This is a genomic window from Erwinia sp. MYb375 (assembly GCF_037479175.1).
GTDB lineage: Bacteria > Pseudomonadota > Gammaproteobacteria > Enterobacterales > Enterobacteriaceae > Erwinia > Erwinia rhapontici.
In genome coordinates this window covers 35,712-60,755 of sequence record NZ_JBBGZS010000013.1, presented here as the reverse complement: position 1 = coordinate 60,755, position 25,044 = coordinate 35,712, and the positions used below count along the sequence as shown (strand labels likewise).

Here is a 25,044-nt window from a genome sequence, read left to right as displayed (position 1 = left end):
CTATAGGATTACGTACCATGTCAGAACAGAACAACACCGAGATGTCTTTCCAGATCCAACGTATCTACACCAAAGATATCTCTTTTGAAGCGCCAAATGCACCGCAGGTTTTCCAGAAAGAATGGGAGCCGGAAGTTAAACTGGACCTCGACACTGCGTCCAGCCAACTGGCTGACGATGTGTATGAAGTCGTGCTGCGCGTGACGGTTACCGCAACGGTTGGCGAAGATTCCGCGTTCCTGTGCGAAGTACAGCAGGCCGGCATCTTCTCTATCGGTGGTATCGAAGGGAACCAGATGGCACATTGCCTGGGGGCCTACTGCCCGAACATTCTGTTCCCGTATGCGCGTGAGTGCATCACCAGCCTGGTATCACGTGGCACCTTCCCGCAGCTGAATCTTGCCCCGGTTAACTTTGACGCGCTGTTTATGAACTACCTGCAGCAGTCAGAAGGTGCAGCGCCTCAGCAGGATGCTTAATGGATAGCCCTCATGCATCCATGAGCGTCATCGGTGCCGGCTCGTACGGCACCGCTTTGGCGATTACGATGGCCCGTAACGGCCACGAAGTGGTGTTGTGGGGCCATAATCCCCAGCATCAGGCGCAGTTGCAGGCTGACCGTTGTAATACCGCTTTCCTTCCCGATGTTCCTTTCCCGGATACCCTTCGTCTCGAAACTGACCTTGCCGCTGCAATATCCGCCAGCCGCGATCTGTTGGTGGTGGTACCCAGCCATGTGTTTGGCGATGTGCTCAAGCAGATCAAGCCACATCTGCGTGCGGATTCTCGCCTGGTCTGGGCGACGAAAGGTCTGGAGAAGGAAACCGGGCGGTTGTTGCAGGATGTGGCGCGTGAGATCCTGGGCGATACCATTCCACTGGCTGTCATTTCTGGCCCGACTTTCGCCAAAGAGCTGGCAGCAGGTCTGCCGACGGCGATTGCACTGGCGGCAACGGATGTCATGTTTGCTGATGACTTGCAGCAGCTATTGCACTGTGGCAAAAGCTTCCGCGTATATAATAATCCTGATTTTATCGGCGTGCAGCTGGGCGGAGCCGTGAAAAACGTCATCGCTATCGGTGCTGGCATGTCGGACGGCATTGGCTTTGGTGCCAATGCGCGTACCGCGTTGATTACCCGAGGCCTTGCTGAAATGAGCCGCCTGGGTGCTGCGCTGGGTGCCGATCCCACCACCTTTATGGGCATGGCCGGGCTGGGCGATCTGGTGCTGACCTGTACCGATAACCAGTCGCGTAACCGTCGTTTTGGCATGATGCTGGGGCAGGGTGCTGATGTTGAAGGTGCCCAGCAAGCTATCGGTCAGGTCGTGGAAGGTTTCCGTAATACCAAAGAAGTGAAGGCGTTGGCCGCGCGTTATGGCGTGGAGATGCCGATCACCGAGCAAATTTATCAGGTGCTCTATTGCGGAAAAGATGCGCGCGAGGCAGCATTAAATCTGCTCGGCCGCACAAGGAAGGACGAAAACAGCGGGAGCTGAACTGAGCGTGTTGTAGCCTGTGGCGTCTGACCGGACGCCATTTTTAATGGGGAGAGAGCCATGCCGTGTGTAGAACCTGAACTGATCTGGGATAACATCAAAACGGAAGCGCGTGCGTTGGCCGACTGTGAACCAATGCTGGCCAGTTTTTACCACGCCACTCTACTCAAACATGACGATCTGGGTAGTGCTCTGAGCTACATGCTGGCCAATAAACTGGCAAACCCAATTATGCCGGCGATCGCTATCCGTGAAGTTATTCAGGATGCCTATCGTCAGGACCCCTCAATGATCGTCTCTGCTGCCTGTGACATTCAGGCGGTACGGCAGCGCGACCCTGCGATCGACAAGTATTCGACGCCGCTTTTGTACCTGAAAGGCTTCCATGCGTTGCAGGCTTATCGTATTGGCCACTGGTTATGGAACGAAGGTCGTCGTGCACTGGCGGTTTATCTGCAAAATGAGGTGTCTGTTTCTTTTGCTGTCGATATTCATCCGGCAGCGAAAATTGGCCGTGGCATCATGCTCGACCACGCCACCGGGATCGTTGTCGGTGAGACGGCGGTCATTGAAGATGACGTCTCGATCCTGCAGTCAGTCACCCTGGGCGGTACGGGCAAAACCAGTGGTGATCGTCATCCTAAGATCCGCGAAGGGGTGATGATCGGTGCGGGTGCCAAGATCCTCGGCAATATTGAAGTCGGGCGTGGAGCAAAAATTGGGGCGGGTTCTGTGGTGTTACAGCCCGTACCGCCGCATACCACGGCCGCTGGCGTGCCGGCACGCATAGTCGGCAAGCCGGGCAGTGATAAGCCGTCGATGGATATGGATCAGCATTTTAATGGCATGGTGCCAGGCTTCGAATTCGGCGACGGGATCTGACAGCGGGTCGGGCATGCCCGACCCCTACGTACAGCCATCACATTCCGCATTCACGCAGGGGCGAGGCATGCCTCGCCCGGCTTAATTCCTCAGCAGTGCCCCTGCGTAATCCAGCTGCCGCCACGCCTCATAAACCACCACCGACACTGCGTTCGACAGATTCATGCTGCGGCTGTCCGGCATCATCGGGATGCGGATTTTTTGCTGCGAAGGCAGGGCATCGAGAATGGCCGCGGGCAGGCCACGTGTTTCAGGGCCAAACAGCAGGTAATCCCCCGCCTGATAGCTGACAGCGCTGTGGGCAGGTGTTCCCTTGGTTGTGAGGGCAAACATGCGCTGTGGGGCTTCTGAGGCCGCAAATGCCGCATAGCTCTCATGATGGGTAATGGCGGTGAACTCATGATAATCCAGCCCGGCACGGCGTAGCCGTTTGTCATCCCAGGCGAAACCGAGCGGACCGATTAAATGCAGTTTAAAGCCCGTATTGGCGCACAGACGAATGATATTGCCGGTGTTCGGCGGAATTTCGGGTTCAAATAAAACGATATTTAGCATGTTACGGCCCTCAGGAACGAGGGCCGAAGGATAGCAAATTATTCACGCTGAGTGGTATACAGCGGTAGCCACAGTGTCAGACGCAATCCACCCAACGGGCTGTCGTCAGCTTTGACCCAGCCGCGATGCTGCTGAATGGCATTATCGACAATGGCCAGACCCAAACCTGTGCCGCCGGACTCACGATCGCGTGCTTCATCAGTACGATAGAACGGACGGAAAATCTGTTCGCGATCTTCCTGGCTGACACCAGGACCATCATCATCCACATGCACAGTGATACCCTGTTTATCCACGGCAAAACTGACGGAAATCTTGCTGTGTGAATAGCGAAGCGCGTTGCGAACGATATTTTCCAACGCACTTTCAAGCGCGTTGGGATTCCCGTATAGCGGCCACGGCCCGGGTGGATAAGGCACCTCCAGTGTTTTCCCCATCTGTTCCGCTTCGAAGCGTGCATCTTCCAGAACATCGGACCACAAGTGGTTAGCCTTAATGGCTTCACTGACCAGCGCATTGGTGTGCTGAGTGCGTGATAACACCAGCAGATCGTTGATCATGCCATCCAGGCGCTGTGCTTCCATCTCAATTCGTCCCAGCTCTTTGCCTTCACCATGACGACGGCGCATCAACGCAGTCGCCAGCTGCAGGCGTGTCAGCGGGGTGCGTAGTTCGTGAGAGATATCGGAAAGCAGCCGCTGCTGGGAGTTCATCATACGTTCCAGCGCACTGACCATCTGATTAAAACTGGCACCCGCGGCCAGAAACTCCTGCGGTCCGGATTCCAGTTCAGGCCGCTGACGCAGATTGCCTGCCGCAACATCATCGGCAGCATGTTTAAGCTTACGTGCGGGTTTCGCCAGGCTCCACGCCAGCCACAATAGCAGCGGTGAGCTGATCAGCATCGTGACAATCAGCAGTAACAGCGGACGGTCAAACAGCAGGTTAATAAAATCGAGCTGTGAACTGCCTGCCGGACGGATCAGATACAGCTGATAGTTATCTTCCCCGTCGCGTATGGAAAATGGCCCGACCATCTCCAGTCGGCCATATTTTTTCTTCTGCGGAAAATCGGCATTATCGGACTGGCCGATAAAATTACGGATCACCTGCATTTCGTTATGCTGTGCGCCAATCACACGCCCTTCGCTGGTGACCAGCAGCAGGCGTTGACCGGGCGGAGCCCATTTATCGATGGCGCGGAACAGTCTGCGCCACCACATTAAGTCATTGGGCGGATCCTGACTCAGCTCCGCTTCAACGTGCTGCTCAATCATAATTCCCTGTCGTTGCTCATTATCCAGCAGCGGCGTCATCTGACGGGAATCGAGCTTGGGCAGCATTAACACCAGCATCAATACCAGTGCCAGAGTCAGCCAAAAAATGGCAAAGATGCGGGTGGTCAGGCTGGATATCATGTAGCAGACACCATCAGATATCCCCGGCCGCGCAGCGTTTTAAACCACGGATGGCCATCTCTGCGCTCCGGCAGCTTACGCCGCAGGTTAGAGATATGCATATCAATTGCCCGGTCAAACGGCGTCAGTCGCTTGCCGAGCACTTCCTGGCTGAGATGCTCACGTGATACGACCTGGCCCAAATGCTGTGCCAGCAGGTAGAGCAACGTGAATTCCGTTCCTGTTAAATCCAGCGTGACCTCATCGAAACTGGCTTCCTGACGACCCGGGTTCAGGCGCAGTAAATCCACTTCCAGCGTGGGTGAGCTGTTGTCGTGCTGTTGCTGCTGTTCACTCCAGTTAGAACGACGCAAAATGGCACGAATACGAGCAACCAGTTCGCGGTCGTTAAACGGTTTCGGCAGATAGTCATCTGCGCCCAGTTCGAGACCAAGGACACGGTCCAGTTCGCTGCCACGTGCGGTTAACATAATGACCGGCGTCTGGTGCTGCTGACGCAGTTCTTTCAGGGTATCGATACCGTTTTTCTTCGGCATCATCACATCAAGTAATAATAGATCGACTGTGCTGTCCAATAGCGCCAGTGCCTGTTCGCCGTCACCGGCAACCAGGACATTGAATCCTTCCATTTCAAGCAATTCTTTCAGTAGCGAAGTCAATTCGCGGTCATCGTCAACCAACAGGATCTTATTCATTTTTTATTGCCCTCCGCAGGCAAAATACCGTGAACGAATGCGCTCAATCCATGACTTTACGTAGTTTTACACCCCCTGACGCATGTTTGCAGCAGGCACCGTAGACTCATTCTCGTTGAATCGAAATACGGAAACAAACCTGGGAGTAAACGATGCGCAAAGTTACCGCCGTCGTTGTGGTTCCGGCGCTGATGCTCACTCTCTCCGCCGCATGGGCCGACAACGTCGCGACGACTGACGAGATGCATCAGGATGACGGAGCAAACCGTACACTGAGGCAGGTTCCGCAGAGTCATATGTTTGATGGCATCAACCTCACGGAACAGCAGCGTCAGCAGCTACGAGACCTGATGCAGCAGGCACGACACGATGGTTCTCCTATAAGTATTAACGATTTAGAGCGACTGCACGAACTGATTATTGCAGATAAATTTGATGAAGCGGCCTACAAGGCTCAGGCGGAAAAAATTTCACAGGCAGAGGTAGCGCGCCAAATCGAGATGGCTCGGGTTCGCAACCAGATGTATCACCTGTTAACGCCTCAGCAGCAGAACGTTTTAGAACAGAAACATCAGCAGCGCTTTGATGAAATGCGCAGGCTAACGAATATGCAGCAGGCTTCACCGCTGCAGGCAGCAAGCAGTACCGGCAGTACCCAGTAACATAGTATCCCTGTTTTTCCTTGCCATAGACATATCCCTGTCTTCCCCCGCCATGATGGCGGGGTTTTTTTTGCCCAAAACTCAGTATACTTAGCACTCCGATGTCACGGGGTATTCCATGAATGCAAATTATGCCCGGCTGGTAAATGCCGCTGCCCTTGCAGCGACGGTACTGGCTTCGATGCTGTTAATTATCAAAATTTTTGCATGGTGGTATACCGGCTCAGTGAGTGTACTGGCGGCGCTAGTGGATTCTCTGGTGGATATTGCCGCTTCGCTGACCAACCTGTTTGTGGTGCGCTACTCGCTGCAACCGGCTGATGCTGAACATACCTTCGGTCATGGCAAAGCGGAATCCCTCGCGGCGCTGGCGCAGAGTATGTTTATCTCCGGTTCTGCACTGTTTTTATTCCTCACAGGCTTACAACATCTTGCGTCACCTGCACCGATGAAAGCCCCGCTGGTGGGGATGGTCGTCACGGTGATTGCTCTGGTGGCAACGCTCGTGCTGGTCACATTCCAGCGTTGGGTGGTTCGCCGTACCCGCAGTCAGGCCATTCGCGCGGATATGCTGCACTATCAATCTGACGTTGTGATGAACGGTGCCATCTTGCTGGCCCTGGCGCTGAGCTGGTACGGCTTTCATCGTGCTGATGCGCTGTTTGCCTTAGGGATTGGCGTGTGGATCCTGTACAGCGCCTTGCGTATGGGTTATGAGGCTGTTCAGGCCCTGCTCGACCGCGCCCTTCCCGTTGAGGAACACCAGGCGATTATAGACATCATTGCCGCCTGGCCTGGCGTTCAGGGGGCACATGACATCCGCACGCGCCAGTCCGGGCCCACGCGCTTTATTCAACTGCATCTGGAAATGGACGACCACCTTCCGTTGTACCAGGCTCATCAGATAGCGGAGCAGGTTGAACAGGCGCTGCTGCATCACTTTCCGGGTTCCGATGTGATTATTCATCAGGACCCGTGTTCTGTGATACCCGACAGGCCGCAGGGCAAATTGGAGCTGTAAAGCGTTTTTAAATGAAATGGTTAGCGTTTACACTACTTAAAACGTGATACACCGCAAAAAAAATAGCCGAAAGTTGCCTGACCTGAATCAATTCAGCTTGAAGTGTTTGATATACTATTGCCAATAATTGAGCCGGTTATCTCGTAAGTCTGTTTTTAATCCCGCTCCGGCGTCCAGAATTCATCATTTGCATCATCAAGTTTAGAGGTTGTCATGATCAAAAAAATCGGTGTACTGACAAGCGGCGGCGACGCCCCAGGTATGAATGCTGCGATCCGGGGTGTTGTTCGCGCCGCGCTCAGTGAAGGATTGGAAGTTTGTGGCATTTATGACGGCTACCTCGGCCTGTATGAAGATCGCATGGTCAATCTCGACCGCTACAGCGTGTCAGATATGATTAATCGCGGCGGTACCTTCCTCGGGTCCGCACGTTTCCCTGAATTCCGTAATGACGATGTGCGCACTGTTGCCATCGAAAATATGAAAAAGCGCGGTATTGATGCGCTGGTGGTGATCGGTGGTGACGGTTCTTACATGGGTGCCAAGCGTCTGACTGAGATGGGCTTCCCGTGTATTGGCCTGCCGGGCACGATTGATAACGATGTTGCGGGAACGGACTACACGATTGGCTATTTCACCGCGCTGGAAACCGTTGTCGAAGCGATTGACCGCCTGCGTGACACCTCATCATCACATCAGCGTATTTCTATCGTGGAAGTGATGGGCCGTTACTGTGGCGACCTGACGCTGGCTGCGGCGATTGCCGGCGGGTGTGAATTCATCGTACTACCGGAAATCCCCTATACCCGCGAAGAGCTGGTGAACGAGATTAAAGCCGGCATTGCCAAAGGCAAAAAACACGCGATTGTTGCTATCACTGAACACATCTGTGATATCGACGAGCTGGCGAAATTTATCGAAGAAGAGACCAAACGCGAGACGCGTGCCACGGTGCTTGGCCATATTCAGCGCGGTGGTCCACCGGTAGCCTATGACCGCATTCTGGCCTCGCGTATGGGTGCCTATTCCATTGAGTTGCTGTTACAGGGCTACGGCGGTCGCTGCGTCGGTATTCAAAACGAGAAGATGGTGCATCATGACATCATTGACGCGATTGAAAACATGAAGCGTCCGTTTAAAGGCGACTGGCTGGATACCGCTAAAAAACTTTACTGATGAAAAACAAGGCGCTGCTGGTCAGCGCCTTTATTATGCAAATCGTTATTCCATATAGTTATTACAGCTAATTTTTAATTCTTTAATTCACTCTACACTTTGTGTCACGCTCCTTATCAGATAAACCTTTGGGAGTGCGTGCAATGAAGAAGTGGAGTGTAGGAATTACCCTGTTACTGGCCTCAACCAGCGTGCTGGCCAAGGATATCCAGCTGTTGAACGTGTCTTATGACCCAACGCGTGAGCTGTACGAACAGTACAACAAAGCGTTCAGCGCGCATTACAAACAGGAAACTGGCGATAACGTCGTGATCCGCCAGTCACATGGTGGTTCAGGTAAACAGGCGACTTCGGTTATCAACGGTATCAAAGCCGATGTGGTGACGCTGGCGCTGGCCTCCGACGTGGATGCGATAGCCGAGCGCGGACGTATTGATAAGAACTGGATCAAGCGCCTGCCGGATAACTCCGCTCCTTATACGTCCACCATCGTGTTCCTCGTACGCAAAGGTAACCCGAAACAAATTCATGACTGGCAGGATTTAACCAAACCTGGCGTGTCTGTTATCACTCCAAACCCGAAAACCTCTGGTGGCGCACGCTGGAACTATCTCGCGGCCTGGGGCTGGGCACTGGACCAGAACAAAGGTGACCAGGCTAAAGCTCAGGAATACGTGAAAGCCCTGTTTAAAAACGTGGAAGTGCAGGATTCTGGCGCACGTGGCGCCACCAATACTTTCGTTGAACGTGGCATTGGCGATGTGCTGATTGCATGGGAAAACGAAGCCTATCTGGCGGTGAACAAATTGGGCAAAGACCAGTTTGAGATCATCACGCCAAGCGAATCTATCCTTGCAGAACCGACTGTTTCCGTGGTCGACAAAGTGGTGGACGAGCGTGATACCCGTAAAGTCGCTGATGAGTATTTGAAGTATCTGTATTCAACCGAAGGGCAGGATATTGCCGCGCAGAACTTCTATCGTCCGCGTGATGCTGCGGTCGCGAAGAAATATGCCAGCACCTTCCAGCCGGTGAAACTGTTTACTATCGACAATAAGTTCGGTGGCTGGACGCAGGCGCAGAAAACCCACTTCGCTGAAGGGGGGACTTACGACCAGGTGATGAAGCGCTAATTCGCTTAACCCTGAATTGTTCCGAAGGGCCGACATTTGTCGGCCCTTTTTCGTTATTTGATTTAAGTATTTATCAGGCAGCCTGGTTTCCAAAAAAGTACCGTGAAGTGATGATTTCGCATGATATTTCACGCAGCTTAGATTACATTGTGAACAACAATTGGGTAGAGGTTTGGAAAAGATGCTGGAACGAAGGCGGGTTGTTATCACGCTGGTCACTATGGTGGTATTGGTAACCGTCGGTTGTGCTTATATTGTATTGAATTACTTAAAAAATTCTGATCATTTATGGAAAATAGTCAGCCAGCAATGTGTACCAGGCCAGCAGCAAAAAAACAATCCGTCCCCCTGCCGTCAGGTCAATATTCAGGACGGGTATGTGGTATTAAAAGACAGGAACGGTGCACTGCAATTTTTGCTGATGCCGGTAGCGAAAATAACGGGAGTGGAGAGCCAGAGTTTACTTAATCCCTCTACGCCTAATTATCTGGCGGAAGCCTGGCGTGCACGTCATTTTATGGAAGAAAAACGCGGTGCGGTTATTGATGATCGGATCTATTCACTGGCGGTTAATTCGCGCTGGGGGCGGACCCAAAATCAGTTACATGTTCATATTTCTTGCCTGCGCCCGGATATTCGTCAGCAGTTAGATGCGCTCAGTACGCGGCTGAATGATCGCTGGCAAAGCCAGCGTCTTGGCAGCCATGAGTATCTGGTCAGAGTGATCAGTCGTGATGAGTTTAAACGCACCAGCCCGTTTATTCGGATGGCCAATGAGTTGCCAGGTGCGCGTGAAAACATGGGCAGTTATGGTATTGCCATTGCCGCTTTGGGCGATGGCAGACGAGTGTTGATGGTGGTGAAGCGTAATCTGCTGCTGCTTAATCGCGCCTCTGCTGAAGAATTACAGGATCATCGCTGCGCATTATTGAATTCGACATCGGGTAGTGAGCTTTGACAGGAGCCGGTAAAACCGGCTCCTTTTGACACTACACCGCTTCGTTTTTTTGCACTGGTTCCGGGTCATTTTTATAACGGGCGGTGGCAATCCATGCCGCGCAGAACAGCGTCAGGCGTGCAAAGAAATAGAAGAATGCCATCAGTCCCAACACAGACCCGAAGGCCGCACCGGATGGCGAAGAGGCCAGTTTCGGTAGCGTCAGCGTCATAATAAATTTAATCACTTCAAACCCTATTGCGGCCAGCAATGTGCCACGAAACAGGGCTTTTTTACGCGGCTTATGGCGCGGCAGGATCCAAAAAATCCACAGAAACAGCAAATAGTTAGCGAAAATGGAAATCGACAGGGCAATCAACGTCATGGCCGGTCGCAGCCATTCAATCCCCTCCAGACCCAGGGCACGTACGATAGCGGCCTGTGCTGCACCCGCAATCGACGTCAGTGATAGTGTGATAATCAGTGCCAGCACCAGTCCGGTCAGCGAAATAAAATCGCGCGAATATTTAAACCAGATTTTTTCCTGATCCTGCGGCGTACGCTCCCAGACATCGCGTGACTGAGCGCGTATCGCTTCGCGCAGATTGCCCATCCAGCTAATCCCGGAATACAGTGCTACCAGCAGGCCCGTCAGGCCAACGGTGGTTCGTTGCTGAATAGCGGTGTTCACCGTGCTTTTTAGCGTGGCAGCCAGTGACGGATCGCTGATATTACTGACGATCGTATTGATCAACCTGGCCAGCAGATCAGGGTTAGACGCCAGCACAAAACCGACGCCAGCGAAAGAGACCATCAGGATCGGGATGAGTGAGAGAAAAGAGAAGTAGGTGATCGCTGCGCCAAACTGGCTGCCGAGGCGATCGTTGAAGCGCTCACCGGCGCGGATAAAATGCGCCACTGCTGGAATAGCACGGAACCACTCAACCAGTCGCGATACCCGCGTCAGGGATTTATCTACCGTATGATTGCCGGTTTTCAGGGTGATAAGCGGCTTCTCTGCGGACTGCTCTTCGGGTCGGGTCGTACGTTGTGGTTTCTCTGCCATGAATCCTTCTTTATCCTGGTTTGACGGTAAGACTGCCGATAATTATAGCCTGCTGGTCAGGTGACGTAACGCGCAAGGGCCTGACTGAGCCATTCAATAAACACTCGCACCCTGCGTGCCAGGTTACGGCGGTGGGGGTAGAGCAGGGAGACGGGCATGGCGCGTGCCGGGAACTGTGGCAGGATTTCGACCAGTTTTTTCTCTTTCAACGCCTGCAATACCCCTGCCCGTGGGGCCTGGATAATTCCCAGCCCGGCGATACAGGCAGCGCGGTAAGTTTCAGTGCTGTTGACGGTCATCACGCCGCCGGTCTTAATCAGCCGGGTCGTTTTCCCATCGTAATATTCAAACCCTTCGGGTTGGCTCCCCAGATGCTGGCTGTAATGCACCATGGCATGTTGAGAGAGGGCTTCCAGCGTATGCGGTGTGCCAAAGCGCGCCAGATAGCCCGGGCTGGCACAGTTGATCAACGGCAGATGGCCGAGCTGACGCGCAATCAGCCCGGAATCCTCCAGTACGCCAACGCGCACTACGCAGTCGAAGCCCTCGCGAATCACATCCACTCGCCGATCGCTGCTGCTCAGCTCCAGCTCAATTCCCGGGTAATGTTGTAAAAAATCCGGCAGCAGCGGGATCAGGTAGTTACTGGCCAGGCTTACCGGCATATCGACCCGCAGTCGTCCGCTCAGGGTCGCGGGGTCGTGCTGAAACAGCGAGTCCATCTCATCCAGCGTGGCCAGCACATCACGGCAGCGCTCGAAGTAAACCTGCCCATCCTGAGTCAGCTGCACCCGGCGTGTGGTACGGTGCAGCAGACGTGAACCGAGGCTATTTTCCAGCGCCAGGATCTGGCGCGACAGGCTGCCCTTAGGCAGGCCGAGGCTCTCCGCTGCTTTGGTAAAACTCTGCATTTCCGCCACTCTGACAAACACCTGCATTGCGTGAATTTTATCCATTGCTGAGCTCATTGTTGTTATTAATGGAACAGTGAAGCGTATCTGAAGACATTTATAGTTCAGCTGGCAGGTAATATCCTCTTTTTTGTCCACAGCCCACTCCCTGGAGAAAAAAATGAGCCAGAAAATAGCACTGATTACCGGCGGAAGCCGTGGTTTAGGCCAGAATTCAGCCCTAAAACTCGCCGCAAAGGGCATTGATGTGATTTTGACGTACCGTAGCCAGCAGCAGGAAGCGGAAGCCGTTGTGGCCCGCATTCAGGCGCTCGGGGCCCGTGCGGTGGCACTTCCGCTGGATGTGGCGGACAGCCAGGGCTTCAGCGCTTTTGCCGCTGAGGTTGCCCAACAGCTCAAAACGGTATGGCAGCGTGAAACCTTTGATTATTTATTAAACAATGCAGGTACGGGTTTGTACGTCCCTTTCACCGACACCACGGAAGCGCAGTTTGATCATCTGGTGAATGTTCATTTTAAGGGGCCGTTTTTCCTGACGCAGACCCTGTTGCCGCTGATGGCTGATGGTGGGCGCATCCTGAATGTCTCCAGCGGTCTGGCACGCTTCAGCCTGCCGGGCTCCAGTGCTTATGCGGCGGTGAAAGGGGCCATGGAGGTCCTGACGCGTTATCAGGCCAAAGAACTGGGCGTGCGTGGTATTGCGGTAAATATTCTGGCACCTGGCGCGATTGAAACGGATTTCGGTGGCGGAAAGGTCCGTGATGATGCGGCAATGAATGCGTTTGTCGCCTCACAGACCGCGCTGGGACGCGTAGGGTTGCCGGATGATATCGGCCATGCGGTTGCCGCGTTATTCAGCGAAGAGTGCCGCTGGGTGAACGGTCAGCGTATCGAGGCTTCGGGTGGGATGTTCCTGTAATTCTGGGGCGGGCGGACCGAAACAGAAGGTCCGCCTCTTCGGGGAAAGGGTTATACCCGGACCGTGCCGTCAATCACGGTGACGGTCTGGCCGCCAATCCAGATGCCGTCAGCCGCATAGCGTACGCTGAGGCGTCCGGCCCGCTGCATCGCGGTTCCCTGGCGTACGCGATAGTCCAGTTCGACACCGCGTGCCTGGAAGTAACGCGCCAGGCACGCGTTGGCGCTGCCGGTGACCGGGTCTTCGGTTAGCGAGCCCTGCTCAATCAGCAGGCCGCGTACTTCGTATTGCTCTTGCCCGCCAGGCAAGGGGCCAAACGGCATCACGCCATCGACCCGGGCTTTCTGCACCAGGCGAGAAAACTCCACCCCATCCGGCTTCAGCGCCAGTACGGCATCGGCTGACATCATGGGCACCAGCAGCCAGCGAATCCCCATATCGGCAATCATCACGGGCAGCTCTGTTTCCAGCTGATCGCTGTTGAGCGCACTGCTGATTGGCGCATCGCTAAAGGGAGTGAGAATTGCTTCCGGGGCAGCAAAGGCCAGCGCGCCGTCGTCACTGATTTTGACCCGCACCAGGCCCAGCCCACACTCCTGCACAATCTGGCCAGAGTGGTGAAGTGTGATGCCCGCCTCAAGCAGCGCATGTGCGGTGCCCAGCGTGGGATGGCCTGCAAACGGGAATTCGGTATCCGGGGTGAAAATACGCACCCGGTAGTCGGCGGCCGGATCGGTGGGGGGCAGGACAAACGTGGTTTCCGACAGGTTAGTCCAGCGGGCGATTGACTGCATCTGCTCATCACTCAGACCACTGGCATCCATAATCACCGCGAGCGGGTTGCCGTTGTACGGGGTGGAAGTAAATACATCGACCTGTTTAAAAGGGCGTAATTGCGTCATAGCTCTTCCTGTCAGTGTGAAGGTTCCGTTGGTTGACGATCCGCCTGGCGGTTGTCAGTACCGACTATTATGGGTATTAATAAACCACAGTGGTTAAAAAAGTGATGATTTTATGCTGAAAATACTGGGACGTGCCTCATCTATCAATGTCAGAAAAGTGCTTTGGCTGTGCGATGAGTTGGAGATCGATTTTCACCGCGAAGAGTGGGGCGATGGCTTTAAGTCACCGCAGGAGGCCGAATTTAAGGCAATGAACCCCAATGCGCTGATCCCGGTGATTCAGGACGGTGAGTTTATTCTCTGGGAGTCAAACACCATCATTCGTTATCTGGCGAACGCTTACGGTGGCGAAGCGCTGTATCCCACGGCACCACAGGCCCGTGCCCGTGTCGATCAGTGGATTGACTGGCAGGCGACGGAACTGAATACCGCCTGGCGCTATGCGTTTATGTCACTGGTGCGTCACTCACCGGCGCATCAGGACCCGCGTCTGCTGGCTGCCGCCTCCAAAGGCTGGGCTTACACGATGGGTATTCTGAACCAGCAACTGGAGCGCACGGGTGCGTATGTGGCCGGGCAGACATTCTCGCTGGCTGATATACCGATAGGCTTGTCTGTGAACCGTTGGTATGAGACACCGCTCGATCACGCTAATCTGCCTGCGGTGCGTGCCTACTATGAGCGCCTGACGGCGCGCAAGGGTTACGCCACCTGGGGCCGTAACGGCACGCCATAACCCGTACGGGTCGACTTTTTCCGGTCGACCCGCTGTTGCGTTTCACCACGCCGTTACATTCCCGCCGCAATGCCACTCATTTCACACGCCAGCGCGCCCGTACGTTTCAGCGCCCAGGTATAGCGTTCATCAAAGGGATAACAGCAGGAGAGGCGCAATGCATTGTTGCAGCGCTCGGAGAGCGTATAGAGTGCCCCCGGCGTCAGGCAAATCTTCTCCTGCAACAGACGGTGGAACAGCTCAACGCTGTCGACATTGCCCGGCAGCTCCACCCAGAAGACAAAGCCACCGCTCGGGCGTGTGGCGCGCGTTCCCTGCGGAAAATGGCGGGCGATAATACCGCGGGCCTCTTCCAGCTGCGCGGCGTAACGACGGCGCAGTGAGCGCAGATGATGGTCGTAGCCACCTGACTCGAGAAAATGCCCCAGCGCTTCAGACAGCAGGCGAGACTCGGCCAGTGAAGAGACGGCTTTCAGCCGCGCCAGCTGCTGGCTGAAACGCCCGGCGGCAATCCAGCCAAGGTGGAAGTCGGGGGCAACCGTTTTGGTAAAACTGGTGCAGTACATCACCCAGCCGCCGTCATCGAAGGCTTTTACTGCGGGCGTCAGCGGCCAGCAGAATTGCAGTTCAGCGTACAGCCCGTCTTCCAGCAGCGGCACCTGATAGTGGTTGACCAGCCGTGCCAGCCGTTTTTTGCCATCCAGCGTCATGCTACTGCCCAATGGGTTCTGCGCATTTGGCATGGCGATTAGCGCCTGGATACGTTTTTCCTGTAACAACAGCTCCAGTGCATCCAGCGACAACCCGTACTGAGGGTCCGTTGGGATTTCCACCACTTTCAGACCGAGGCTGGCCAGCAGAGGGAACAGATAGAAATAGGTGGGTGTTTCCACGCCGACGCAGTCGCCAGGCTGTGTGACGGCACGCAGCCCGAGTTGCAGCGCTTCCATACAGCCATGCGTCAGGGTGATGTCTTCGGCGCTCAGGGTGATGCCCAGTTCCATGGAGCGGCGGGCGATTTCACGTCTCAGACGCAGGCTGCCGGGAGGAAGCGCATAGCGGCCAATGAGTTCGGGTTCCCTGCGCAGAAGCGAGGCAATAATGCGGCTGATTTTCCCTGTCGGGAAAAAATCCCCGCTCTGGGGACAGGCCAGCGAGATATTGGTGTAGTCACTGTGGTTCTGTGCGGCGAACACCGCATCAATCAGATCGAGCTTTTCGCTGCTGGGGGAACGCACGCTGGTACGCTGAAAAGACGGACGGGCCAGCGAAGGCAGCGTATCGCGCACGTAGTACCCCGACTGCGGGCGAGCTTCAATCAGCCCACGATCTTCCAGGATGCCATAGGCGGTGAGCACGGTGTTGACGCTGACCTGATGGTTGCTGGCACAGCGGCGAATAGCGGGCAGGCGGCTGCCGGGCATAAAGGTGCCCTGATGGATGGCCTCCGCCAGCGTTTCTGCCAGCTGATGGTACAACGTGATCGGCGGTTCAACGATGGACACAATGTGCTCCTCAACCTGTGGGTACAGTGACTATGTTTGACGTATTGTACTCATAACAATAGCGGGTTTCTGCATCTGTTACCATTGCTGACGGCTGATTACACTGATGCTCTCACTTGGAATGCAGGACAGAAATCATGCTTGATCCCTCTTTTATCAGCTACGTCACGGTGATGTCGATCACCCCAGGCCCGAACAATCTGATGCTGGCCACGTCAGGCGTGAACTTTGGCATACGCCGTACACTGCCGATGGTCAGCGGCATTCTGGTCGGCTGCGGATTACAGACGGCGCTGGCGGGGGCGATGCTTGAGGTATTACTGCAATGGATGGGCGCGATACGTCTGCCGTTGACTCTGCTCGGCTGTACCTACCTGCTGTGGCTGTCGTGGAAGATCTTCCGCTCTGGTGCGCCGGAGTTACGTGAGAAAGCGCGGCCAATGACGTTTGTCGGTGGGGCATTGTTCCAGGCCGTGAATCCTAAAGCCTGGCTGATGGCGATCAACGTGGCGCTGATGTACACCGTGAACAGTACGATTCTGACGGTGATGCTGAGTTTTATGGCGCTGAACCTGCCGTGCATTCTGATCTGGGCAATGATGGGCGATCGGCTGGGAAAACATCTGCAGGTGGCGTGGAAACTTCAGCTGTTTAACGGCGTGATGGCGCTGTCATTGCTGGTCACAACGGTGTGGATGCTGGTGGAGGCATTCCAGCTGTCATAACGACAAGGGGCGGTGGGCCAGGCATGCCAGGCCCCTACAAGGGATCGTAAAAGCGCGGCAGGCCTTGACGAGGTGCAGGGATCGCAAAACGCTGTAGGGGCGCAGCGTGCCGCGCCCGTTACAGCGACTACTTGCCGACCACGGAATCCACTGCAACATCGGGTTCGTCATTCGCGGCCGGGTTCATTGGCGTGTAATCCAGCTGCAGAATACGGCTGGTTTCGGCCAGCTCACGCTCGGTGGCTGCCACATTGCCATTCAGTTTCTGGCCGTAGAAAGGAATGATCGCCTTTAGCTTGCTCTGCCATTCCGGCGATGCCATCTGGTCTTTGAACACTTTGCTCATCAGGTCCAGCATGATCGGTGCCGCCGTAGAGGCGCCCGGAGAGGCACCCAGCAGTGCCGAAATCGTGCCATCCTGTGAGGTGACCACTTCCGTCCCCAGCTTCAGCACGCCGCCTTTGTTGGCATCCTTCTGAATGATCTGCACGCGCTGGCCGGCTTTCACCAGGCGCCAGTCGGCTTTTTGGGCGTCCGGGAAGTATTCGCGTACGGCGTTGATGCGGTCATCTTCGTTCAGCATCACCTGACCGACCAGATATTTCACCAGGTCAAAGTTATCCAGGCCAACGCGGACCATCGGCATCAGGTTGGATGGCGTGATGGAACCGAACATATCCCACAGTGAACCCTGTTTCAGGAACTTGGTGGAGAACGTGGCGAACGGCCCGAACAACAGCACCTGCTTGCCATCCAACGTGCGGGAGTCAAGATGCGGTACAGACATCGGCGGGGCACCCACCGACGCTTTGCCATACACTTTAGACTGATGACGCTTTACCACTTCCGGGTTATCGGTCACGAGGAACTCACCACCGACCGGGAAGCCGGCATAGTTTTTCGCTTCCGGAATACCGGACTCCTGCAACAGCGTCAGCGCTGCCCCACCGGCACCGATAAACACGTATTTTGCCCTGATGATTGTTTTCTCATCGTTGTTCTTCAGGTCGGATACGGTGATGCTCCAGGTACCATCGTCATTGCGTTTAATCGCACGCACTTCATGGCTGGTCTGACGCTCAAAATTTTTGCTCTGCTGTAGCGATGCCACCAGCTGGCGGGTGATTTCACCGAAATTCACATCGGTTCCGGTCGGAATACGGGTCGCCGCGACTTTCTGCGCGCTGTCACGACCTTCCATCACCAGTGGCACCCACTCTTTAATCTGATCCGGGTCTTCAGAGAACTCCATCCCGCGAAACAGAGTGCTCTGTTGCAAGGCGGCAAAACGCTTTTTCAGGAAATCGACGTTCTCTTCGCCCCAGACGAAACTCATATGCGAGACGCTGGTGACAAAGCTGCGAGGATCGCGCAGGACATTACGCTGCACCTGGTGTGCCCAGAAGCGACGGGAAACCTGGAAGGCTTCGTTAATTTCCACCGCTTTTTTGATATCGACAGAACCGTCTGCGTTCTCTGGGGTGTAGTTCAGCTCCATCAGAGCGGAATGGCCGGTACCGGCATTATTCCAGCCGTTTGAGCTCTCTTCGGCTACACCATCCAGACGCTCTACCATGCTGATGCGCCATTCTGGCTCCAGCTCTTGCAGGTAGGTACCGAGTGTTGCGCTCATCACGCCACCCCCGATCAGTAATACATCGACGTGCTTCTCTACTGCCAGTTTGCGCATGAGACGACATCTCCGTGTTGAAGGAAATCAACATGTTAAGTAGAGAAGCAGTGGCAGGCCTTCTTGAACCCGTCTGACTGCTTCGCCCTTTCTGGATTGCTGACAGCGAAAATCCACATGAATTCAAAGTGTTTAATCGCTGTTCAAAAGCGTCAGAAATATAGCATTGTTACGGGGTAATTAAAAAAGTGTTTAAAGATTAAAAATGAGAATGATGAGCGTTAAAAAATAAGCAACATTGATACGGGCCGTTGAACGGCCCGCCAGGGCGAAGGATATCCCACAGGATAATGAGGGGTAACTATTTGAACAGAATGAAGTTAAGAGCGAGGAGCACTGTCCGGCAATTTACGCAGGGCGATCGCCAGTCGGTTGTAAGCATTCATTAAACCAATGGTGATCGTGAGGTCGGTGATCTCTTTGTCACTAAATTCCGCTTGCACCTGAGCAAAAACCGCGTCCGGCGCGTGTGTCTGTGCAATCAGCGTTAATGATTCTGCCCAGGCCAGCGCCGCCTGTTCACGTGGGGAGAACCAGTTACCCGCTTCACGCCAGACTTTGGTGAGCACAATTTTGTCCCACGGCAGGCCCGCTTTATGTAACGCTTTGGTGTGCATGTCGATACAGTAAGCACAGCCGTTGATTTCAGAGACGCGCAGGAAGGCCAGCTCAATAATATCGTGTGGCAAACCGCTTTGCGTGACATAGCCTGAGACACCTGCCAGTGCTTTCATACCCGCGGGTGAAGTGGTGTAGAAGTTGATACGTTCGCTCATTGCCTTGTCCTTTTATCTGGGTAGGGCGCTATTCTCATCTGTTTTATGGGCGGCTAAAAGTGCCAGGAATTCATAAAAATAATGGTCCATCCGTTCCCGATATTCTGCTGCGGCGCGATACGGGCCACTCGCTGAGTGAGCAGATCCGTCAGGGGATCACGCAGGCGATTGATGAAGGGCGTCTGAAGCCCGGATCGCGCGTCCCCTCCTGCCGCGATCTGGCCGCACAGCTTGGTGTGGCACGTGGCACGGTACGCACAGCGTATGACATGCTGGTCGACGGTCAGCGGCTGGTGGCGAAAGGATCGGCGGGCACCTGGGTGAGCGAGGTTCACCACTCACCGGGAAAAAATCTGCTGTCGGATACGGCAGTGATGGCACCGCTGGCGTCGGTTATCCACGCTTTTGATCGTCCGCCGCTGACGTTTCAGATGGGCGTGCCTGCTAACGATGCCTTTCCTGCCAAGGTCTGGTCGCGCATTCTCACGCGCCATGCCCGGGAAATGGTGAGTAAACCGATCGGCTATTCCGATCCGCGTGGCAGCCTGGCACTGCGGGAACAACTGGTCAGCTATCTGTCGATGGCTCGCGGCATACGTTGTAAGGCTTCGCAGGTGATGATCACCAATGGTTATGCCGGGGCGCTGGGGCTGATCTGCCTGGCGCTGGGTTTGCGTGGCAAGTCGGTATGGACAGAAGACCCCGGTTATCTGCTGGCCCGTAAAGCGCTAACGCTTGCAGGTGTCGAAGCCGTTCCCGTTGCCGTGGATGAGCAAGGACTGTGCGTGGCGGAAGGAATACGGCTGGCGGCAGATGCCGCTGCGGTGCTGGTCACGCCGGGTCAGCAGGCCCCGTTAGGTATGACGCTGTCGTTGGAACGGCGAGCGGCGCTGCTGGCGTGGGCGGAACGCCAGGCAAGCTGGATTATTGAAGATGACTATCTTGGTGAGTTGCAGCTGGAAGGGCGGGCGGCCCCGGCACTGGCTGCGCTGGATGAGGGGCGCGTGCTGCATATTGGTACTTTCAGTAAAAACCTCAGCCCGTCGCTGCGTCTGGGCTATCTGGTTGTTCCGGCATCACAGGCGGCACATTTTGCTGAGGCAGCCGCGCTGCTGGCACCCGCCTCGTCCTTCGTGCTGCACAACGCGGTGGCTGAATTTTTGCACGAAGGCCACTTTATGCGTCATTTACGCCGGATGAAGCGGCTGTACAACGAACGGCTGGTGGCGCTGCTGGCAGCACTGCAACCGCTGTTCCCGCAGGCAACGCGTGCGGCACTGGCGGTAATCATTGCGCTGCCGGAGGGATGCCAGGATACGCGCATCGCGCAGGAAGCACTGGCGTTTGGCATGGCGCCAACACCGCTGTCGGTGTGGTATCAGGATGAGGGGCGTCGTCGTTATGGGCTGGTACTGAGTGTGACGAATATGCCACGTGAAGGGTTTGAGGCGTGTGCGCAGCGGCTGAAAGCGCTGGTCGGGACATTCGGTTAAATCCTGCCCCGGGGAGGGGCAGGAGGCATCATCAGGCTTTTTTCGCTGCAGCAGCAGCTTTAACGATCACCGCGAAAGCATCCGCTTTCAGTGATGCGCCGCCCACGAGGGCACCGTCGATGTCTGGCTGAGCAAACAGCTCTGCCGCATTTTTATCGTTCACAGAACCGCCGTACTGGATGATGACCTGAGCGGCCACCGCAGCATCCTTCTTCGCGATATGGTCACGAATGAATTTGTGAACGGCCTGAGCCTGGGCCGGGGTGGCTGATTTGCCAGTACCGATAGCCCATACAGGTTCGTAAGCGACAACCACGCCGTTGAACGCGTCAGCGCCCAGGGTGTTCAGCACGGCATCGATCTGACGTGCACAGACTTCTTCGGTTTTGCCCGCTTCGTTTTCTGCATCTGTTTCGCCGATGCACAGTACAGGGATCAGACCGGCTGCTTTCAGCACAGCGAATTTTTTCGCGATCAGCTCATCGCTCTCAGCGTGATAAGTACGACGCTCAGAGTGGCCGATGATGATGTATTGCGCGCCCAGATCTTTCAGCATGTCGGCAGAGACTTCACCGGTGAAAGCGCCAGACAGGTTAACGTCAACGTTCTGCGCACCCAGTGCGATATGGCTACCGGAAATGGCATGTTTCGCCTGATCCAGATACATAACAGGCGGAGCAATCGCCACACCACAACCATCAACACCGCTTAACTCGGTACGCAGACCGGCGATCAGCTCGTTGACCATGTGTTTGTTGCCGTTCAGTTTCCAGTTACCCATAACTAATGGATGTCGCATTGTATCCTCCACGCTTAGAGAGTATTAAAGCTGCCAGCAGGCAGCATTGTCTGCCAGACAGTATAGAGATCAAACATCGGAAAGGCTTTGCTTTTCGTCATCCTTTGGGCCTGTCGTCTCAGGGGGTGCTTAAGGCCAGTTTCAACGGTTCCACCGCAAAGGTTAATCCTTTATCGCCGTTATCGGCCACGATATAGCGCAGTGCCCCTTCGGTCTGTTGGTAAAAGCGAGAGCCTGTGCCTTTGGTCACCAGCGCCTCGGCACGTTTCTGGCTTTGGGCTTCACTCAGCATCGGTTCAAAGTAATGAATCAGCGCCGCGATGTACGCCAGCGCTTTATCGCGTGAGGCTTTCTGTTCCGGGCCGGGAATGGGCAGCCAGGTGATTTGCAACGTTTTGATTTTTCCCGTGCCTTGTTCCAGTGCGGTCGACGAATAAAGATTTTCGTTGATCTTGCTGGCAGCACGCGTCAGATTGCTTTTATCATTCCGGCTGTCAATGGCGCGATATTCACTTAACGGTAACGTTTTATTGGCAGCATTATACTTTTCGCGAAACTGGCCGATAGTCATATCAAAGGTGGGGGCGCCGGCCTGTAAGTAGGGCGCGCCGGGCAAATGCTCAGTCCGATCCTGCGGGTCCGGATCGGCGTGTGCCGCAGCGATCGTCATTGCGGATAGCAGTGCAACTGCTGCCAAAATCGCGTTCTTCATTTCAATGACCCTAACCAGTAAACTCAGCCCAAGATTAAAACGGACAATGACCGGCAAAGTCAAAGGGCACCCGGACTCTGAGATAAAAATAATGACGTTACAGCAATGGTGTTTCTCTTTTCGTGGTCGCCTGGGACGGCGCGACTTCTGGATCTGGCAGGTGGCCTGGCTGCTGATGCTGGTGCTGCTCTTTACGCTGGCAGGCAATGGTCTGTTGGATACGCAGACGGCGGCTTTCTGTGTGGTGGCCCTGCTGTGGCCCACCAGTGCTGTCATGGTAAAACGACTGCACGACCGTAACAAAGGCGGCCAGTGGGCGCTGCTGTTTATCGTCGCCTGGATGCTGATGGCGGGGCACTGGGCGATATTGCCGGGAGATGCGCAGTGGCTGGTGGGCCGTTTTATTCCCACATTGATCATGGTCGGTATGGTGGTTGAACTGGGCGGTTTTGCGGGTACACCGGGTGATAATCGGTTTGGCAAAGCGACGCAGCCTGTGGTTTATCTGCGCCGCCGCTCACCGGATTACCAGTAATGTTCGCTGGTGATATGCCCGGGTTTGCGCTTGAGATGTTTACGCATGCCGCGGGTTTCTTTTAAAACTTGCTGGGTATCGCGCACCATTTGCGGGTTGCCACACAGCATGACATGGCTGTGTTCAGCATCGATGCTCAGCCCGGTCACCGCTTCCAGCTGGCCACTCTCTATTAGCGCGGGCACTCTGCCCGTCAGTGAGCCCGGGCTCTCTTCGCGACTGACCACGGTTTGAATCTGGAGTTTCCCATTGTAACGCTGCTGTAATGCCTGCATCACTGGCAGATAACTCAGATCCTGTGCATAACGTGCGGCATGGACCAGTACGATATTTTTGAAGCGCTCCAGCCCTTTTCCTTCCTGTAAAATCGACAGATACGGCCCGATGGCGGTACCGGTTGCCAGCATCCACAGCGTTTCACACTCAGGGATTTCATCCAGCACAAAGAAGCCCTGAGCATCCTGGGTAATCATCACCTCATCGCCGGGTTTCAACGCATGCAGTCGTGGGCTGAGTTTCCCTTCCGGCACGGTGACCAGGTAGAACTCCAGATTTTCATTGCTGGGCGCATTCACAAATGAATAGGCGCGCACCACACGTTCGCCGTCAATTTCCAGTGCCAGCTTGGCATATTGCCCGGCGGTAAACGGGTCGATGGGAGCGGTCACCGTCAGGCTGAACAGACTGTCGGTCCAGTCGGTGACATGTTTAACGCGGGCGTTGACCCATACGGCCATAAAAAACTCCTTCATTCGCTTGCGACATAAGTGACGTCTCTGCGGCTATCTTCGCCAGCCATCGGTTTTTTTTCCACCCGACGGCCCGGGTGAAAGCTCATATCGACAAAGTATGAGCACTATTTAAACGTAGCGTAAAAAATGTTTTACAGACACGCCTGCTTTTACTGACAGTGGCGTCAGCGTTATTTACCGTGTCCCCCTCGCTTTGCTACGCATTCCTGATATTTTCAGCGCCATTGTGCCGGTATGACTGGCCACCCTTGCTGGTTGGGTGAGTTTCCGCTTTTTAGAAGAGTCGTAACGTAATGAAAAAAATAGAAAATGGCCATTTGCTGGTGATGCTGATGGCGTTGCTCGCGGTGGGACAGATGGCGCAGACGATCTATGTTCCGGCGATGTCGACCATTGCTGATGTCTTCCATGTACGCGATGGTGCGGTACAACGGGTGATGGCTGCCTATCTGATGGCCTACGGTGCCTCGCAGCTGTTTTACGGCCCGCTGTCTGACAGTATCGGGCGTCGCCCGGTGATCCTGATGGGAATGGCGGTGTTTATCGCCGGATCGCTCACCGCGCTGTTGGCAGACAGTCTGAATGGTCTGGTGCTGGGTGCCGCTATTCAGGGAATGGGCACGGGTGTTGCCGGGGTGATGGCGCGCACAATGCCGCGTGATCTCTACGCCGGCAGTGCGCTACGTCATGCCAACAGCTTGCTAAACATGGGAATTCTGGTCAGTCCGTTGATTGCTCCCGTGATTGGTGCCGGGCTGACACACCTGTTTGGCTGGCGCGCTTGTTTCGCATTTTTACTGCTGTTATGCCTGATCGTTGCTGGCGTGATGCTGCGTTGGCTGCCGGAAACGCGCCCCGCAGGGCAGCAGACGCGCCCGCTGTTCTCCCGTTACCGTCCACTGCTGGCCGACAGCAGTTTTGTCCGTTATCTGGTGATTCTGATCGGTGCGCTGTCTGGGATTGCGGTGTTTGAGGCCAGCTGTGGCGTACTGATGGGCGGTGTACTGGGTATGAGCAGCCTCGCCGTCAGTGTGCTGTTTATTCTGCCCCTGCCTGCGGCCTTCTTTGGTGCCTGGTTTGCCGGGCGCAGTGAGAAATCCTTTACCACGGTGATGTGGTATGCGGTAAACAGCTGCCTGCTGGCGGGCGTGATGATGTGGGTCCCCGGATGGCTGGGCGTGATGAATCTGTGGACGCTGATTGTGCCGGCATCGCTGTTCTTTTTCGGTGCCGGGATGCTGTTTCCGCTGGCAACGACGGGTGCAATGGAGCCCTGGCCGTATATGGCGGGCACCGCCGGAGCGCTGGTGGGGGGATTACAGAATCTCGGTTCCGGGCTTGTCGCGTGGCTGTCTGCGCTGTTGCCGCAAACCGGTCAGTTTAGTCTGGGGATGCTGATGTTTGCCACTGCCCTGCTGATCCTGCTGTGCTGGCTGCCGCTGTCAAAACATCCACAGCCGCACGCGGTGTAAGGCTGTCGTTTACCCGCTTTGGCACAGGGCGAGGCGTGCCTCGCCCCTACGGTCTCAGAAACCATGTAGGGGTC

The 25,044-nt window shown here is 55.2% G+C and carries 26 protein-coding genes; 14 read left to right on the top strand and 12 right to left on the bottom strand.

The window, feature by feature from the left end; translation table 11 throughout:
• The first annotated feature begins 17 nt into the window (after positions 1-17).
• Genes secB through cysE form a run of 3 tightly spaced genes read left to right on the top strand, consistent with a single transcriptional unit; the run spans position 18 to position 2,380 of the window.
• On the top strand, positions 18-479 hold the full coding sequence (gene secB, locus WH279_RS06410; RefSeq protein ID WP_133846425.1) for a protein-export chaperone SecB: 462 nt from the start codon (positions 18-20) through the stop codon (positions 477-479).
• The gene (gpsA, locus tag WH279_RS06405) at positions 479-1,498 is read left to right on the top strand and encodes an NAD(P)H-dependent glycerol-3-phosphate dehydrogenase (RefSeq protein ID WP_339455350.1); all 1,020 of its coding nucleotides are present in this window, start codon (positions 479-481) and stop codon (positions 1,496-1,498) included. The genes secB and gpsA overlap by 1 nt, the downstream gene beginning before the upstream one ends.
• Positions 1,499-1,558: 60 nt before the next feature.
• Positions 1,559-2,380: a serine O-acetyltransferase gene (cysE, locus tag WH279_RS06400; RefSeq protein ID WP_200643438.1), complete on the top strand. Its 822-nt coding sequence runs from the start codon at positions 1,559-1,561 to the stop codon at positions 2,378-2,380.
• Positions 2,381-2,461: 81 nt separating this feature from the next.
• On the opposite strand, the gene trmL is transcribed toward cysE, so the two are convergent.
• From trmL to cpxR, 3 genes are read right to left on the bottom strand one after another with little or no spacing between them, the layout of a single operon-like run.
• Positions 2,462-2,935, bottom strand: coding sequence for a tRNA (uridine(34)/cytosine(34)/5-carboxymethylaminomethyluridine(34)-2'-O)-methyltransferase TrmL (trmL, locus tag WH279_RS06395; RefSeq protein WP_339455349.1), 474 nt, complete (start codon positions 2,933-2,935; stop codon positions 2,462-2,464).
• A gap of 38 nt (positions 2,936-2,973) precedes the next feature.
• On the bottom strand, positions 2,974-4,353 hold the full coding sequence (cpxA, locus tag WH279_RS06390; RefSeq protein WP_200643436.1) for an envelope stress sensor histidine kinase CpxA: 1,380 nt from the start codon (positions 4,351-4,353) through the stop codon (positions 2,974-2,976).
• Complete coding sequence (gene cpxR, locus WH279_RS06385) at positions 4,350-5,048, bottom strand: envelope stress response regulator transcription factor CpxR (RefSeq protein WP_133846420.1); 699 nt, start codon at positions 5,046-5,048, stop codon at positions 4,350-4,352. The genes cpxA and cpxR overlap by 4 nt, the downstream gene beginning before the upstream one ends.
• Before the next feature lie 152 nt (positions 5,049-5,200).
• Between cpxR and cpxP the strand changes: the two genes are divergently transcribed.
• The 5 genes from cpxP (at position 5,201) to WH279_RS06360 (ending at position 9,998) form a co-directional block, all read left to right on the top strand.
• A complete protein-coding gene (cpxP, locus tag WH279_RS06380; protein WP_339455348.1) occupies positions 5,201-5,710 on the top strand; it encodes a cell-envelope stress modulator CpxP in 510 nt (169 codons plus the stop codon).
• 118 nt (positions 5,711-5,828) lie between these two features.
• Positions 5,829-6,731, top strand: a complete 903-nt coding sequence (gene fieF, locus WH279_RS06375; RefSeq protein WP_339455347.1) for a CDF family cation-efflux transporter FieF — start codon at positions 5,829-5,831, stop codon at positions 6,729-6,731.
• Between the two features lie 213 nt (positions 6,732-6,944).
• On the top strand, positions 6,945-7,907 hold the full coding sequence (gene pfkA, locus WH279_RS06370) for a 6-phosphofructokinase (protein ID WP_200643404.1): 963 nt from the start codon (positions 6,945-6,947) through the stop codon (positions 7,905-7,907).
• A gap of 143 nt (positions 7,908-8,050) precedes the next feature.
• A complete protein-coding gene (locus WH279_RS06365) occupies positions 8,051-9,040 on the top strand; it encodes a sulfate ABC transporter substrate-binding protein (protein ID WP_133846379.1) in 990 nt (329 codons plus the stop codon).
• Positions 9,041-9,221: 181 nt separating this feature from the next.
• Entirely contained in the window at positions 9,222-9,998 is a 777-nt protein-coding gene (locus WH279_RS06360; protein ID WP_339455366.1) for a CDP-diacylglycerol diphosphatase, read from the top strand.
• 31 nt (positions 9,999-10,029) lie between these two features.
• Here WH279_RS06360 and yhjD read toward each other — a convergent pair whose 3' ends face one another.
• Together yhjD and WH279_RS06350 are read right to left on the bottom strand one after the other, a co-directional pair.
• A complete protein-coding gene (yhjD, locus tag WH279_RS06355) occupies positions 10,030-11,043 on the bottom strand; it encodes an inner membrane protein YhjD (RefSeq protein WP_339455346.1) in 1,014 nt (337 codons plus the stop codon).
• Between the two features lie 56 nt (positions 11,044-11,099).
• A complete protein-coding gene (locus WH279_RS06350; RefSeq protein ID WP_339455345.1) occupies positions 11,100-11,999 on the bottom strand; it encodes a LysR family transcriptional regulator in 900 nt (299 codons plus the stop codon).
• 115 nt (positions 12,000-12,114) lie between these two features.
• On the opposite strand from WH279_RS06350, the gene WH279_RS06345 reads away from it, so the two are divergent.
• Positions 12,115-12,873, top strand: a complete 759-nt coding sequence (locus WH279_RS06345; protein ID WP_339455344.1) for an SDR family NAD(P)-dependent oxidoreductase — start codon at positions 12,115-12,117, stop codon at positions 12,871-12,873.
• 50 nt (positions 12,874-12,923) lie between these two features.
• On the opposite strand, the gene WH279_RS06340 is transcribed toward WH279_RS06345, so the two are convergent.
• A complete protein-coding gene (locus WH279_RS06340; protein ID WP_339455343.1) occupies positions 12,924-13,775 on the bottom strand; it encodes a PhzF family phenazine biosynthesis protein in 852 nt (283 codons plus the stop codon).
• 112 nt (positions 13,776-13,887) lie between these two features.
• Between WH279_RS06340 and WH279_RS06335 the strand changes: the two genes are divergently transcribed.
• Positions 13,888-14,511 carry a glutathione S-transferase family protein gene (locus tag WH279_RS06335; RefSeq protein WP_133846373.1) on the top strand — a complete coding sequence of 208 codons (624 nt, stop codon included), beginning with the start codon at positions 13,888-13,890 and terminating at the stop codon, positions 14,509-14,511.
• Between the two features lie 53 nt (positions 14,512-14,564).
• On the opposite strand, the gene WH279_RS06330 is transcribed toward WH279_RS06335, so the two are convergent.
• The gene (locus tag WH279_RS06330; protein WP_200643399.1) at positions 14,565-16,016 is read right to left on the bottom strand and encodes an aminotransferase-like domain-containing protein; all 1,452 of its coding nucleotides are present in this window, start codon (positions 16,014-16,016) and stop codon (positions 14,565-14,567) included.
• Positions 16,017-16,153: 137 nt separating this feature from the next.
• On the opposite strand from WH279_RS06330, the gene WH279_RS06325 reads away from it, so the two are divergent.
• On the top strand, positions 16,154-16,741 hold the full coding sequence (locus tag WH279_RS06325) for a LysE family translocator (RefSeq protein WP_133846371.1): 588 nt from the start codon (positions 16,154-16,156) through the stop codon (positions 16,739-16,741).
• A 127-nt stretch (positions 16,742-16,868) separates the two neighbouring features.
• On the opposite strand, the gene mqo is transcribed toward WH279_RS06325, so the two are convergent.
• Positions 16,869-18,431: a malate dehydrogenase (quinone) gene (gene mqo / locus WH279_RS06320; protein ID WP_339455342.1), complete on the bottom strand. Its 1,563-nt coding sequence runs from the start codon at positions 18,429-18,431 to the stop codon at positions 16,869-16,871.
• Positions 18,432-18,751: 320 nt separating this feature from the next.
• Entirely contained in the window at positions 18,752-19,207 is a 456-nt protein-coding gene (locus WH279_RS06315; RefSeq protein ID WP_159338326.1) for a carboxymuconolactone decarboxylase family protein, read from the bottom strand.
• Between the two features lie 59 nt (positions 19,208-19,266).
• Between WH279_RS06315 and pdxR the strand changes: the two genes are divergently transcribed.
• A complete protein-coding gene (gene pdxR, locus WH279_RS06310; RefSeq protein ID WP_339455341.1) occupies positions 19,267-20,700 on the top strand; it encodes a MocR-like pyridoxine biosynthesis transcription factor PdxR in 1,434 nt (477 codons plus the stop codon).
• A gap of 31 nt (positions 20,701-20,731) precedes the next feature.
• On the opposite strand, the gene tpiA is transcribed toward pdxR, so the two are convergent.
• Both tpiA and WH279_RS06300 read right to left on the bottom strand, forming a co-directional pair.
• The gene (gene tpiA, locus WH279_RS06305; protein WP_133846367.1) at positions 20,732-21,499 is read right to left on the bottom strand and encodes a triose-phosphate isomerase; all 768 of its coding nucleotides are present in this window, start codon (positions 21,497-21,499) and stop codon (positions 20,732-20,734) included.
• A 118-nt stretch (positions 21,500-21,617) separates the two neighbouring features.
• Positions 21,618-22,211: a DUF1454 family protein gene (locus WH279_RS06300; protein WP_339455340.1), complete on the bottom strand. Its 594-nt coding sequence runs from the start codon at positions 22,209-22,211 to the stop codon at positions 21,618-21,620.
• Positions 22,212-22,302: 91 nt separating this feature from the next.
• Between WH279_RS06300 and WH279_RS06295 the strand changes: the two genes are divergently transcribed.
• On the top strand, positions 22,303-22,746 hold the full coding sequence (locus WH279_RS06295) for a DUF805 domain-containing protein (protein ID WP_339455339.1): 444 nt from the start codon (positions 22,303-22,305) through the stop codon (positions 22,744-22,746).
• Here the strand turns inward: WH279_RS06295 and fpr are convergent.
• A complete protein-coding gene (gene fpr, locus WH279_RS06290; protein ID WP_339455338.1) occupies positions 22,737-23,483 on the bottom strand; it encodes a ferredoxin--NADP(+) reductase in 747 nt (248 codons plus the stop codon). The genes WH279_RS06295 and fpr overlap by 10 nt on opposite strands.
• 308 nt (positions 23,484-23,791) lie before the next feature.
• Here fpr and emrD point away from each other — a divergent pair, with 308 nt between their 5' ends.
• Positions 23,792-24,970 carry a multidrug efflux MFS transporter EmrD gene (emrD, locus tag WH279_RS06285; protein WP_339455337.1) on the top strand — a complete coding sequence of 393 codons (1,179 nt, stop codon included), beginning with the start codon at positions 23,792-23,794 and terminating at the stop codon, positions 24,968-24,970.
• Positions 24,971-25,044: the final 74 nt, after the last annotated feature.

Coding starts and splice junctions, on each gene's coding strand:
- secB (WP_133846425.1), top strand. CDS start 18: ATGTCAGAACAGAACAACACCGAGATGTCTTTCCAGATCCAACGTATC.
- WH279_RS06300 (WP_339455340.1), bottom strand. CDS start 22,211: ATGAAGAACGCGATTTTGGCAGCAGTTGCACTGCTATCCGCAATGACG.
- WH279_RS06365 (WP_133846379.1), top strand. CDS start 8,051: ATGAAGAAGTGGAGTGTAGGAATTACCCTGTTACTGGCCTCAACCAGC.
- WH279_RS06315 (WP_159338326.1), bottom strand. CDS start 19,207: ATGAGCGAACGTATCAACTTCTACACCACTTCACCCGCGGGTATGAAA.
- cpxR (WP_133846420.1), bottom strand. CDS start 5,048: ATGAATAAGATCCTGTTGGTTGACGATGACCGCGAATTGACTTCGCTA.
- WH279_RS06360 (WP_339455366.1), top strand. CDS start 9,222: ATGCTGGAACGAAGGCGGGTTGTTATCACGCTGGTCACTATGGTGGTA.
- WH279_RS06295 (WP_339455339.1), top strand. CDS start 22,303: ATGACGTTACAGCAATGGTGTTTCTCTTTTCGTGGTCGCCTGGGACGG.
- trmL (WP_339455349.1), bottom strand. CDS start 2,935: ATGCTAAATATCGTTTTATTTGAACCCGAAATTCCGCCGAACACCGGC.
- cpxP (WP_339455348.1), top strand. CDS start 5,201: ATGCGCAAAGTTACCGCCGTCGTTGTGGTTCCGGCGCTGATGCTCACT.
- fpr (WP_339455338.1), bottom strand. CDS start 23,483: ATGGCCGTATGGGTCAACGCCCGCGTTAAACATGTCACCGACTGGACC.
- WH279_RS06335 (WP_133846373.1), top strand. CDS start 13,888: ATGCTGAAAATACTGGGACGTGCCTCATCTATCAATGTCAGAAAAGTG.
- fieF (WP_339455347.1), top strand. CDS start 5,829: ATGAATGCAAATTATGCCCGGCTGGTAAATGCCGCTGCCCTTGCAGCG.
- cpxA (WP_200643436.1), bottom strand. CDS start 4,353: ATGATATCCAGCCTGACCACCCGCATCTTTGCCATTTTTTGGCTGACT.
- cysE (WP_200643438.1), top strand. CDS start 1,559: ATGCCGTGTGTAGAACCTGAACTGATCTGGGATAACATCAAAACGGAA.
- yhjD (WP_339455346.1), bottom strand. CDS start 11,043: ATGGCAGAGAAACCACAACGTACGACCCGACCCGAAGAGCAGTCCGCA.
- emrD (WP_339455337.1), top strand. CDS start 23,792: ATGAAAAAAATAGAAAATGGCCATTTGCTGGTGATGCTGATGGCGTTG.
- WH279_RS06325 (WP_133846371.1), top strand. CDS start 16,154: ATGCTTGATCCCTCTTTTATCAGCTACGTCACGGTGATGTCGATCACC.
- pfkA (WP_200643404.1), top strand. CDS start 6,945: ATGATCAAAAAAATCGGTGTACTGACAAGCGGCGGCGACGCCCCAGGT.
- WH279_RS06350 (WP_339455345.1), bottom strand. CDS start 11,999: ATGGATAAAATTCACGCAATGCAGGTGTTTGTCAGAGTGGCGGAAATG.
- tpiA (WP_133846367.1), bottom strand. CDS start 21,499: ATGCGACATCCATTAGTTATGGGTAACTGGAAACTGAACGGCAACAAA.
- WH279_RS06345 (WP_339455344.1), top strand. CDS start 12,115: ATGAGCCAGAAAATAGCACTGATTACCGGCGGAAGCCGTGGTTTAGGC.
- mqo (WP_339455342.1), bottom strand. CDS start 18,431: ATGCGCAAACTGGCAGTAGAGAAGCACGTCGATGTATTACTGATCGGG.
- gpsA (WP_339455350.1), top strand. CDS start 479: ATGGATAGCCCTCATGCATCCATGAGCGTCATCGGTGCCGGCTCGTAC.
- WH279_RS06340 (WP_339455343.1), bottom strand. CDS start 13,775: ATGACGCAATTACGCCCTTTTAAACAGGTCGATGTATTTACTTCCACC.